Raw genomic sequence first — 10,681 nt, forward strand, 5'->3', positions numbered from 1 at the left:
CCTTTGCGCAGGTTGGCGTCGACCTCTTCGAGCCAACCGCACTTGATCATCTTGGCGACAGACACTTTGGCGGCAGCTCAATGCAGCTCAATGCAGCTCAATGCAGCCCATCAGGCAGCGGCATGGCCAGATTGTCGGGACGGGTGGCGGCGCGGCTGAGAATGATGGTTTGGGTCTTGGTGAGTTTGGGCATTGTCGCCTCCTGTCGCGTGATGACGCGTGGGGTCTCGGTATCGATGTTGCAGCCGATCATGGTGCCGACGTCATCGTCGGCGCATTGGCAGCCCATGCGGTTGTCGAGAAAGTTCACGGATGCCGATCATCTCGTCCTCGCTGTCGACTCAGGCGGCGCTGGTCGCTTCCAGCGCGGCGATGTGGCGGCGCAGGGTTGCCGCTTCCTCGCGGGCGGCGTCGGCCCAGAACGCGGCGCGCGCGTTGCAGGCTGCTGCCAGACGCTCGGCATCTTGGCGGACGAAGCGGTTCACCTTGTGCGCGCGGCCATGGCCCGTGCAGGTGGCGCGGTGTTTCTTGCCCTCGGGCGTCAACGTGAAGGTCAGCGACCCGCAGTCGTCGATGACGATCCAGCTGTGCGAGGCGATCGTGGCGCAAGCGCTTGGCGCAAGGCGGGCTTCGATCTCTTCAACGGTGGCGCGGAAGTCGGCGATCAGGGTGTTGGCGGGGCTGGTCATGGCGGTGGGTCCTTTGAGTGAGTTGCATCGTTTCCGTGCGATGACATTCGCTCCAGCGCGCCGATTATCGTAGACAATTCAGAGCAATATCATGGCTTTATGATCGTCGCAGACTGCCTCACCCGATGCGATCCGGACTGGGCAACGCGGCCTGCGCGGTGTCATGGCACAGTCGCCGCGGCCAAGATCAGCGAGGGTCTCGCCCTCGGGCAGGGCGTTGAGAGATAGATCGCTCATTCGGCGGTCCTCTCGGGGGCGTGGGCTTCGGGATCAAGTTCCACCCATGCTCCGTCTTGCCAGACGTAGAGGTGGCAGAACTGGCACGTCGGACGCGGCAGGATCACCGGGTCACGGGGCGGATCGAAGCAGTCCAGCTCATCCGGCTGGACCTGCCGGATCTCACAGGCGGCGAGAATGTCCTCGGGTGTCCAGCGCGCCAGCGCGGGCAGCATGTGGGAGGGATAGCCGTCGAAGTGGGTGTAAACATGGGCCCATGCCTCGGGCCCGGGCTGGATGGCAATCTGCGCGCGGGTGCTCATGGGCCTGCCCTCAGATCAGCTTCATATCAGCCAGCACGGCGCTGGCGGCGGCAAGCTCGGCGGTGGGCAGTTCGACCTTGAGGTGCGAGAAGAGATCGGAGGCTTCGGCCTTGATCCCCTCCTCGCGCAGCGCGGCCTCGATGGCCTCCGCGACGGCATTCATGCGCGAGCGGTCGAACTGGTCGGGCAGCGTGGCATGGTCGATCCGGATGGTGGTGGTCGCGATCATCATTGTGTCCTTTCAGGGTTGGTTTGTGGTGGCGGTGACTTCAGCGGCGCGGCGTCCGGCTTCAAAGGCCTCTTCGAGCGCATCGCGGATCGCCCAGACCGCAACATCGTGGAAATCGAGCCGGTCCCAGTTGCGGGTCTCCAGCGTCTCGATGCGGAACTGGCGTTGGGCGATCTCCAGCAGCAGGGCATCACGCCGGGCATTCGGGTCAGTGTTCTTGCGGCGCGCCATGGTCAGTCCTCCCGGCGGTGTTCGAGGGTGTTCTCTGTCCAATCTGGCCTGTTGATCGGGGCCTGTTGCTGCCACCCACCCTTCCCTTCTCGTCCTTTTCCCCTCGGAGTTCCTCCATGACCCTCATCCGCAATCCCTTTGACGCGGGCGGCTATTCGCTCGCCGAGATGACGCAGGCCATCAACATCCTGCCCGATCTCTACACCCGCCTCGGCCAGATCGGCCTGTTCCGCTTCGAGGGCGTGACCCAGCGCAGCATCGTTATCGAGCAGCGCCAGGGCGTGCTCAGCCTGTTACCTTCGGTTCCGCTCGGGGCGCCGGCCACGGTCGGCACGCGCGAGACCCGCGCGATGCGCTCCTTTGCCCTGCCCTGGATCCCGCATGACGATGTGATCCTGCCCGCCGATATCCAGGGCATGCCCGCACTGGTGCTCTCGGATGCCGCCGATCCGCTGGTCGAGGTGATGAACCGCGAACTGACGCTGATGCGGCGCAAGCATGCCCAGACCCGCGAATACATGGAGATGAACGCGCTGCGCGGCATCGTGAAGGACGGGGCCGGCACCACCCTCTACAACTACTTCACCGAATTCGGCCTCGAGCAGATCTCGGTCGACTTCGTCTTCGGCACTGCGGGCACCAATGTTCAGGGCAAGGTCCGCAGCGTTCTGCGGGCGATGGAGGACAACCTGCTGGGCGAGACCATGACCACCGCTCATGCGCTGGTCAGTTCCGAGTTCTTCGACAAGCTGATCAGCCACCCCAAGACCGAAGAGGCCTACAAGTTCTTCTCCGCCACCGGCGGCCAGCCCCTGCGCGAGGACATGCGCCGCGCCTTCCCCTTCGCGGGCATGCTGTTCGAGGAATACAACGGCTCGGTCACCCTCGCGAACGGCACCTCCGAGCGGCTGATCCCCGCAGGCGAAGGCATCGCCTTCCCGATTGGCACCTTCGATACCTTCACCACCTATGGCGGGCCTGCCAATCTGCTGGAGACCGCCAATACCATCGGTCTGGCGCTTTATGCCCGCCAGATGATGGACGCCAAGGGCCGCTGGATCGATCTGATGACCGAGGCCTCGATCCTGCCGGTCAACAAGCGGCCGCGCATGGCGATCCGCCTGCATAGTGCCACCTGAGGCGGGCGCGGATGACCGCCTTTGCCGCAGCCATGGCTCTGCTCTTTGCTGACCCGAACCTTGCCACCGAGGCCTGGCACCGCGACAGCGAGGGGCAGTTCACCCGGATTACAGTGATGTCCCGGCGGGCCGATGCGGTCACCCATTTTGGCGATGCGCGTCTTTGGTCAGAAACCTTCAAGGTCGATGTGCGGGTCAGCCAGCTGCCCGACCCCCGCCCCGATGAGCAGATCCTGATCGGGGACGAGACCTTCTTGATCCAGGGCGCGCCGGTCCGCGATCGCGACCGGCTGATCTGGACCGTGGACCTACGCGTCGTCTGACGACATGTTATGGTTGGTCTACTCTGTTGGGTCGCGATCTGACCAATTGCGCTGGTCATCGGTGGTTTCCTTGGCCGCAGCTTCGATCAGCTCCCTCACCGCAGCGAACCGAGGCGGGTCCGCGTTCATGCCGGAACTGACGATGTTGAGTTCTTCGCATATGACTTTCAGTGACCATCCATACCCGTCCATGATCATCGGGTTAGAATAACTCCGTTTCCAGTTTTCTACGCCCAACTCAAGCAGTCTCCCGATCACGTCTGAAAATGCCGGGTCCTCCGCAGTGAGAATAACCGGTTCTGGAGGCAAACCTGGCATCGTGTAGAACTCGAAATGAATGATCGGGGAAGCTATTGAGAGTACTCCAACAGTTGGGTCAAAATCCCATGAATTCGTATCGGTTAGTGTATCCGTTAGTATCGAGCGGGTCACTTGGAAAAAGCGAGCGATCCTGAACCGATGGTGCGTGCGCGAACTGTGAGGGCCTTTATGTGATGTTTGTGTTGGGATGATGCCATGAAACTGAAACTCGACATCGATCCCGACCTCGTGGCGATGATGGCGACCGAGATCAAAGCGGCAGAGCGCGCTGTCTCGACCGCCATGCGCGTGGCCGCGACCGGTCTCAAGACCGACTGGCGCGGGGCTGGGACGACGGCTGGCCAACAGCATCAGGAGCCAGACCTATCCCAAGGCGGGTGACAGTCTGAGCGCCGCAGCGCTGGTCTGGTCGAATGCCCCCGTGATCGTCGACGCCCATGACACCGGCCCGCTGATCCGCTCGAAGGATGGCTTTTGGCTGGCAATCCCGCCCCCTGCGGCTGGCAAGGGGCTGAAAGGCGGCAGAATTACCCCCGGTGAATGGGAGCGGCGCCGCGGGATGCGCTTACGCTTTATCTATCGCCGGCGCGGTCCCAGCCTCTTGGTGGCCGAGGGGCGGCTGAATACCCGCGGTCTCGGCGTGGCCTCGCGATCAAAGACCGGGCGCGGTGTCGCGACCATGCCGATCTTTCTCCTGGTGCCACAGGTCAAGCTGCGCAAGCGGCTCGATCTGGCGCGCGATGCCGCAAAGGCGCAGGCCGCCGTGCCGGGGTTGATTGTGGCGCACTGGGTGGACGGGCGGTTGGGGTGATGCCCGCGTTGCGGGGCAGAGCGGGCGGACGCCGGGGGGCCGCGCGCATTGACCTGAGCGACGGCGATGCGCACGAAGCGTAATTATCAACCTGAGCGTCGAGGCTTATCTTCATGTCACCTTGCTACTTGCTGGATCTGGACATTCTCAGGCGGAACTGCTCAAAATCTGGATGGGCGCAATCGTTCATGCTGTATCCAGTTTCCCTGTTCGAGAGCATTCAAGTCGGTTTTCCGATCATCAGTTCAACCAGTGAAAATTTACCTTTTCGAGGAAATAACCGGCAAAATCGGCGGCGAGCATCACCCACAGATCGACGGGGCGGCCGTTGATTGAGTTTTATGCGCCATCGCAAGATTCGCACTGACCATAGCTGAAAGAGATAGGTCAGAAACGATCACGCGAAGACGCAAAACACCGCCCGATGTCAAAGTTCATCTCAGCGTAGCATCGAAAGTGATAACGGACCGTGCATCATCACTGACGACTTCCGTTGCGATCTTTGCGTTTAGGATATCACGACCTGAAAACTCAATCGTCGTTCCATCAAGTTCGGACGGCTGCGGTCTGACGGTGTATCCATCCTTGTCAAGCGCGTCGGTCCAAGTTTCGAATAGATTGCCAATGTCATCCTGTGTCTTGAATGAAAACATTCGGATGCTCGACCCAATTGAACGGTCCGTCGTCACTTCAGCATCACCCGGCAAAGACAGAATTTCAGGCACCCACCCCTGTGGCAATTCATCAGCGAGCACGATGGCCGACGCAAAGAACGCTAGCGTCAAACCAATCACTCCGTCTTTTACTAGCCTGTTCAATCGGCGTGGTAATAGATTGACATTTACAGTCTGAGGCGGGGCCATGACGCTTGCAGCGCTATTCGGGCAGGTCAGATTTATCATTCCTTTGATTTAAGACAGGTGCCTGCATGTTCAACGTTCCTTTATAGAACGACCACCCTAACGGCGGATATTCGCCATCCACGCCAACTTTTGGTGGGACGCCTTGTCGGCAAGTTCTTGCGACCGCGATTTGCGATCAAAAATTCCAACCTTAGATCTGGTTTGTGACCCGAAAAATCGAAAGGAAAGTTTCAAATGTTGAACGTGAAAGTAATAGCCGCCGGTCTTACCGCCGCGACGCTTATGGTTTCACCTGTTATCATAACACCCGCATTGGCACAGCAAGCACCAGTGACCGCAGACGTGTCAGAAACAGAGATCGATGCATTTGTCGTCGCCCTCAAAGACGTCATCGTGATCGAAGAACAATATGGCGCTCGTCTTCAGCAGGCGGGTGATGATGCAGAACGGCAAGCCATTACGAGCGAAGCGCAAGCTGAAATGACGCAAGCCGTTGGTGCGGCACCCGAGATCGACATTGATCGCTACATCGAGATTCTGCAACTCGCGCGGACAGATCCAGATCTTCGAGCCCAGTTGACGGCCAAGCTCGAAGAGTAGTCTTCTAAGCTTCCCGTCAAGGCGGATCTGCAGGATTTAATCCCACCCTGCGGATCCGTTTATGTGACCAAACGTGCTCAATGACAATTTTTATCGGACTTGATCTCGAAAGTCAGATCAACGCAATTTCAGGCGATCCAGCCACTCCGTTTTCCAAAGCTGGCGGATGCGCGCGCACCAAAAGTGCTGCAACAGGCTGCCGAAATCGACCGCTCCCCGGCCTCTGTAGCGGCTTCGTCTACGAGGGCACGCAAGAGGACGTCCGGCGCCTTTGGGCTGGCTACAGTCACGCGAAAATTTTGGTAAGACATGCGTGGCTTCTCCAGTCCGCTTGAGCGACCGCAACGGCGCAGAAACGCCAGTTGCACAATCGTAACCGCCATACAGGAATGAAGGGCACGACCGGGCCTAAGCTGTCATTTGACCCCAGACCTTTGCTGCGGCGCTGTATTCGCGACGCTGTCGCTCCTGCCTGTTGCGTTCGCAGGTTTGCCGCAACAAGATCGTTGCGCATACACTATTTTTTGTCTCGTACTTCCTGCGGCGATCTGTTCTTTTGCATCCATGAAAATTGCGACATTTACCTATGCCACCGCACTGGCGATTATGCTCGGCTGGCTGCTCTGGATCGGCAAGCCCGTGCTGCTGCCGGTGCTGGCCGCAGTCATCGCAATCTACGTGCTTTCGGAGGCGACTATCTGGCTGGCAAAACTGCCGGTCCTGCGACATGCGCCCAGCTGGATGTTGCGACTGATCCTGCTGGCGGGATTTTCTTTCGCGCTGTTCGTGCTCGGGCTGTTCATCACCAACGGCCTCGCACGGGTGCTGGATGCAATGCCCAGATACGAGAAAAACCTCGATACTCTGGTGGCGCGCTACGCCGCCACCTTCGGGTTCGAGGGCGAGCCTACGTGGCTCATGGTGCAGAACGCAACCATCGACCAGATCAACACTGCCGCATGGATTCCCACGATCCTGAGCAACCTGCGCGGCTTTGGCAGCACTTTTTTCTTCATCGTGCTCTATGCTTCGTTTCTGTTTGCTGAGCGTACCCAGTTCGCCACAAAGTTCGCCCTTGCCATTCGCGACGTGGCGCAGCGCGACCAGACGATGGCGATCATTAACCGCATCAACGACCGTGTCGGCACCTACCTCTTGGTAAAGACGATGATCAACATCATTCTCGGCCTGTTGTCCTACGTCGTGCTTTTGGCCATCGGTATTGAGTTCGCTCTGGTCTGGGCAATCCTGATCGCGGTTCTGAACTATATCCCTTACGTCGGCTCGCTGATCGCGGTGATCTTCCCCGTGCTGATCAGCCTCGCGCAATTCGGCGCGCTGGCCATGGCGGCGACCACGCTGGTGACACTCGCCTTTCTGCAAACCTTTGTCGCATCCTACCTGGAGCCTAGGATGATGGGGCGAACGTTTAACCTCTCGCCGCTTGTGGTGCTGCTCGCGCTTGCGTTCTGGACGGCGCTCTGGGGCTTGCCAGGAGCGCTCCTCGCGGTTCCGCTCACCTCAAGCCTCGTGATCGTTCTGGCCGAGTTCAAGTCCGCTCGGCCCTTCGCTATCATGCTCTCGGCAAACGGACAGCTCTGAGTCTGGGAGCGTTAGCCATGTCCTTGTCTCGCATCTCTTTGCCGCTGGTGACCTGCAATCTGTACTCACCGTGGGTGGTACCAAGCGGGGCAGACCCCAGCACGACGGGCAGAAAAGGGCTGACTGCCGCCGGCTACACCTACAGAATCGCAGCTTATCTGACTGCAGAAGGCCTCAAAACACCACCCAGCTTTGGAATAACAAATGCCCACCCCCCGCGAAACCATCCTCACCGCGCTGCAGGCGCGGTTGCACAGCATTCCTTATGTGATCGTCCTGCGCGGCGGGGTCCTGCCGGAACGCGTGCCGGCCGCTGGCTTGCTGATGCGATGGCGATCCCGGCGCGCCCGGCGTGACGCTCTCGCCGCTGATGTACCATTACCAGCACCGCGCCGAGATCGAGGCGGTGGTCCAGACTTCGGATCGCGACGCCGCATTTGATGCCCTGTGCGCCAGCATCGGCACGGTGATCACTGCGGATCCCACCTTGGGTGGTCTCTGTGACTGGCTCGAGGCGGAAGCGCCGCAGCCGGTCGATCTGCCCGTGGAGGGTGCGGTGAGCCTGAAGGCGGCGGTGATACCGGTTGTGCTGCACTATGCTGTCAGCACGTCTCTCGGCTGATCCGCCCTGCGTTATGTGCCGATCGCTGGTTGCGTTGTTTTCGACAGCGCGCCCTCGATCTGCGCACCGCTGTCTATATTGAGGCGTTCGTAGCGGATGTCGGCGGTCACGCGTGCGGAGGGCTTGAGCGCGACGTTGACCGCCGACACTGTTCCGATAAGCCGGCCGTCTATGGTGACATGTCGGGCCCGGACATTGCCGTTGATCTGACCTTGTGATCCGAGCACCAGCGTATCGGCCGTCACATCGCCTGTGATCAGGCAGTCCAGATCCAGAATGCCGTCACAGGTTAGATTGCCGTCGATGATGATACCACTGTGGATCATCGAGCGCTTGCGGTCCTTGTTGTTCGACGCTGCATCGGCTGCAGGTGACGGGGCGGGCTTCTTGAACATTGCTTGATCGGTCCTGATTGTTTGGATGAGACACTAGCGACAGCTTTTCCCCCGGGGTCAAGGCCTTGACCCTTTATAGACATCCCCCAACCGAAAGAAAAAACCATGGCACGAGCCCAAGGGGCGCGGGCGCAGATGGCGCTTGCGTTCGAGACGACATATGGCACGCCGCCGCTGGGCGGATACACGCGGATGCCCTTTGCCAGCACTTCGCTCGGATCCGAGCAGCCGTTGCAGGCGTCCGAGCTTCTGGGCTACGGGCGCGACCCGTTGGCGCCGCTGAAGGATGCGGTGACGGCGGACGGCGATGTGTCGGTGCCGATCGATGCGGCGGCCTTCGGGTTCTGGCTGAAGGCCGCGTTCGGCGCGCCGGTGACCACGGGGGTCGGACCTTACACGCAAGAGTTCCGTTCGGGCAACTGGGTGCTGCCGTCCTTCGCGATCGAGACCGGCATGCCGGAGGTGCCGCGCTATGCGATGTATGCGGGCTGCATGGTTGATGCCTTGAGATGGCAGATGGCGCGCTCGGGGCTTTTGACCGCCAGCGCCAGTATCGTGGCGCAGGGCGAGACGATCGGCACCTCGTCCTCGGCGGGCGCGCTGGCCGCGCTTGATCTGGTGCGCTTCGGCCCTTTCAACGGGGCCATCACCCGCAATGCAGTGCCGATCGGCAATATCGTGTCCGCCGATATCAATTATCGCCAATAACCTCGACCGGATCGAGACGATCCGGGCCGATGGCAAGATCGACGGTGCGGATCCGTCGATCGCGGCGCTGACCGGCAGCGTTGCGGTGCGCTTTGCCGACCAGACGCTGGTCAATCAGGCGATCAACGGCGAGGCTTGCGAGCTGGAGTTCTCTTACAATCTGGCCACCGGCGAGAGCCTGACGCTGACGGCCCATGCGGTCTATCTGCCGCGTCCGCGCATCGAGATCGCGGGGCCACAGGGCGTGCAGGCGACATTCGACTGGCAGGCGGCGGCGGACGCCGTGGCGGACCGGATGTGCACGGTCACGCTGGTCAATGATGTGGCGGCTTACTGATGAGGTTCGCCCGTTGGCTTCCGGTGCCTGTCCAAGCTTCTGTGCGAGTTTCTGTGCGGGTGTCGGCTCGCCGGATTTGGACCTGATATTGTCTCTCGTGGTGGCCGACCGGATCCGGTCGGCCACAATAGCAATCAGCCGTTGCAATCACTTGGCAAGTTTTGTGGTCAGATCGACCAGGCGGCGCGCTTGATGGGCCACGGATTTACGCCCCGTTTCGTCAAGCTCTCCGGGTTGCGCCGAGAATCCGTAGGGATTGCCGCCGTCCTCGGACTTCACCGGATCTGTGTACCCGGGGGCGATCGGTATCATCCCGAAATGCATGGCCGAAACATAGGTCTGCTGAATGGCGCCTTCGGTGCCTCCGTTGCGGTTCTGCGCTGTCGCCGAGGCGGTGATGGTCTTGCCCGCCAGAGAGCCCGCCATCCAAAGTCCGCCCAGAGTGTCCAGCCACGCGCGGGTCTGGCTGGCCATACCGCCGAACCGGGTCGGACTGGAGAGATAGAACCCATCCGCCCACAGCAGATCTTCGTTCGAGATTTTGTCGATATCGGCCATGCGGTCGGCCTGTGCCTTCCATGCCTCCTGGCTCGCGACAACCGCATCGGGCGCCGTTTCCGGAATACGGCGCAGACGGACTTCGGCACCGGCGGCCTCAGCCGCTTCGGCCGCCGCAACGGCAATGCCGTGATTGGTGCCATAGGTCGAATAGAAGACGACGACGATCTTGGACTTGGTCATGGGACATGCTCCTTTTAAATCAAATCGCAGATCAATGGCTATCACAGCCAATCGGCCATGTCGTGATGCATGGCCGCATGTGCCTTGTGCGCCTGTTCACATACGCCCTTCACTCTTTCTTTTTCTTTGAGGTTTCCATGCTGCGTCTGACCCTTTCCACCGAGCCGCGCTGGCTGGATCTTGGCCACGGTGTCCGGCTGCGGGTGGCGCCCTTGTCGACGGCGGTGATGATGGCCGCGCGCAGTGATCCGGCGATTGCCGCGGCAGCAGAGGCGGGCCTGTCGAATGAAGACCTCGCCTGCGTGGTCGCCAAGGCGATCGCGCGGATCGTGGTGCGCGACTGGGAGGGCGTCGGCGACGAGACCGGCCTGCCGCTGCCGCTCTCGCCCGAGGGTCTGGATGCGCTTCTCGAGGTCTGGCCGATCTTCGAGGCGTTCCAGACGGATTATGTCGTGGGAGGCTTGATCCTGGACGCGGAAAAAAACGGCTTACCGCCCTTGCCGACTGGGAGTTCGGCGGGGGCGGCGCGTA

Annotated in this window: 14 protein-coding genes and 3 pseudogenes; 8 read left to right on the plus strand and 9 right to left on the minus strand. The window is 60.9% G+C overall.

The annotated features are described in order from the left end of the window. Nucleotides 1-97: 97 nt before the first annotated feature. From ACEN2R_RS20020 to ACEN2R_RS20040, 5 genes are all read right to left on the minus strand, one after another. On the minus strand, nucleotides 98-310 hold the full coding sequence (locus tag ACEN2R_RS20020; protein ID WP_442044599.1) for a hypothetical protein: 213 nt from the start codon (nucleotides 308-310) through the stop codon (nucleotides 98-100). Between the two features lie 31 nt (nucleotides 311-341). After that, on the minus strand, nucleotides 342-689 hold the full coding sequence (locus ACEN2R_RS20025) for a hypothetical protein (RefSeq protein WP_442044601.1): 348 nt from the start codon (nucleotides 687-689) through the stop codon (nucleotides 342-344). A 233-nt stretch (nucleotides 690-922) separates the two neighbouring features. After that, a complete protein-coding gene (locus tag ACEN2R_RS20030) occupies nucleotides 923-1,228 on the minus strand; it encodes a hypothetical protein (RefSeq protein ID WP_442044603.1) in 306 nt (101 codons plus the stop codon). A 10-nt stretch (nucleotides 1,229-1,238) separates the two neighbouring features. Continuing rightward, on the minus strand, nucleotides 1,239-1,460 hold the full coding sequence (locus ACEN2R_RS20035; RefSeq protein ID WP_442044605.1) for a hypothetical protein: 222 nt from the start codon (nucleotides 1,458-1,460) through the stop codon (nucleotides 1,239-1,241). Nucleotides 1,461-1,469: 9 nt separating this feature from the next. Beyond that, nucleotides 1,470-1,688 carry a DUF6900 domain-containing protein gene (locus ACEN2R_RS20040; protein WP_442044218.1) on the minus strand — a complete coding sequence of 73 codons (219 nt, stop codon included), beginning with the start codon at nucleotides 1,686-1,688 and terminating at the stop codon, nucleotides 1,470-1,472. A gap of 116 nt (nucleotides 1,689-1,804) precedes the next feature. Here ACEN2R_RS20040 and ACEN2R_RS20045 point away from each other — a divergent pair, with 116 nt between their 5' ends. Continuing rightward, nucleotides 1,805-2,827: a major capsid protein gene (locus ACEN2R_RS20045; RefSeq protein WP_442044607.1), complete on the plus strand. Its 1,023-nt coding sequence runs from the start codon at nucleotides 1,805-1,807 to the stop codon at nucleotides 2,825-2,827. Nucleotides 2,828-2,838: 11 nt separating this feature from the next. After that, entirely contained in the window at nucleotides 2,839-3,150 is a 312-nt protein-coding gene (locus ACEN2R_RS20050; RefSeq protein ID WP_442044608.1) for a head-tail joining protein, read from the plus strand. Between the two features lie 18 nt (nucleotides 3,151-3,168). On the opposite strand, the gene ACEN2R_RS20055 is transcribed toward ACEN2R_RS20050, so the two are convergent. Then, entirely contained in the window at nucleotides 3,169-3,408 is a 240-nt protein-coding gene (locus ACEN2R_RS20055; protein WP_442044610.1) for a hypothetical protein, read from the minus strand. Nucleotides 3,409-3,666: 258 nt separating this feature from the next. Between ACEN2R_RS20055 and ACEN2R_RS20060 the strand changes: the two are divergent. Beyond that, nucleotides 3,667-4,282: pseudogene (locus ACEN2R_RS20060) on the plus strand (DUF6441 family protein). A 434-nt stretch (nucleotides 4,283-4,716) separates the two neighbouring features. Here ACEN2R_RS20060 and ACEN2R_RS20065 read toward each other — a convergent pair. Next, on the minus strand, nucleotides 4,717-5,067 hold the full coding sequence (locus tag ACEN2R_RS20065; protein ID WP_442044612.1) for a hypothetical protein: 351 nt from the start codon (nucleotides 5,065-5,067) through the stop codon (nucleotides 4,717-4,719). Nucleotides 5,068-5,379: 312 nt separating this feature from the next. Between ACEN2R_RS20065 and ACEN2R_RS20070 the strand changes: the two genes are divergently transcribed. The 3 genes and pseudogenes from ACEN2R_RS20070 (at nucleotide 5,380) to ACEN2R_RS20080 (ending at nucleotide 7,969) form a co-directional block, all read left to right on the plus strand. Beyond that, nucleotides 5,380-5,745 (plus strand): DUF4168 domain-containing protein, encoded by a 366-nt coding sequence (locus tag ACEN2R_RS20070; protein WP_442044614.1) that lies wholly within the window; start codon nucleotides 5,380-5,382, stop codon nucleotides 5,743-5,745. A 420-nt stretch (nucleotides 5,746-6,165) separates the two neighbouring features. Next, nucleotides 6,166-7,347 carry an AI-2E family transporter gene (locus ACEN2R_RS20075; RefSeq protein WP_442044616.1) on the plus strand — a complete coding sequence of 394 codons (1,182 nt, stop codon included), beginning with the start codon at nucleotides 6,166-6,168 and terminating at the stop codon, nucleotides 7,345-7,347. A 204-nt stretch (nucleotides 7,348-7,551) separates the two neighbouring features. Next, nucleotides 7,552-7,969 (plus strand): annotated as a pseudogene (locus ACEN2R_RS20080) (acyl-CoA transferase). Nucleotides 7,970-7,980: 11 nt separating this feature from the next. On the opposite strand, the gene ACEN2R_RS20085 reads toward ACEN2R_RS20080, so the two are convergent. Further along, on the minus strand, nucleotides 7,981-8,364 hold the full coding sequence (locus tag ACEN2R_RS20085; RefSeq protein ID WP_442044618.1) for a bactofilin family protein: 384 nt from the start codon (nucleotides 8,362-8,364) through the stop codon (nucleotides 7,981-7,983). Between the two features lie 105 nt (nucleotides 8,365-8,469). Here ACEN2R_RS20085 and ACEN2R_RS20090 point away from each other — a divergent pair. Further along, a pseudogene (locus ACEN2R_RS20090) lies at nucleotides 8,470-9,409 on the plus strand (phage tail tube protein). 147 nt (nucleotides 9,410-9,556) lie between these two features. Here the strand turns inward: ACEN2R_RS20090 and ACEN2R_RS20095 are convergent. Beyond that, on the minus strand, nucleotides 9,557-10,150 hold the full coding sequence (locus ACEN2R_RS20095) for an NAD(P)H-dependent oxidoreductase (protein ID WP_442044620.1): 594 nt from the start codon (nucleotides 10,148-10,150) through the stop codon (nucleotides 9,557-9,559). 137 nt (nucleotides 10,151-10,287) lie between these two features. Here ACEN2R_RS20095 and ACEN2R_RS20100 point away from each other — a divergent pair. Next, nucleotides 10,288-10,681: hypothetical protein (locus tag ACEN2R_RS20100; protein ID WP_442044622.1), on the plus strand; the 394-nt coding region annotated here is incomplete at its 3' end.

Source organism: Pseudogemmobacter sp. W21_MBD1_M6 (assembly GCF_052119585.1).
Classification (GTDB): Bacteria; Pseudomonadota; Alphaproteobacteria; order Rhodobacterales; family Rhodobacteraceae; genus JBGQOJ01.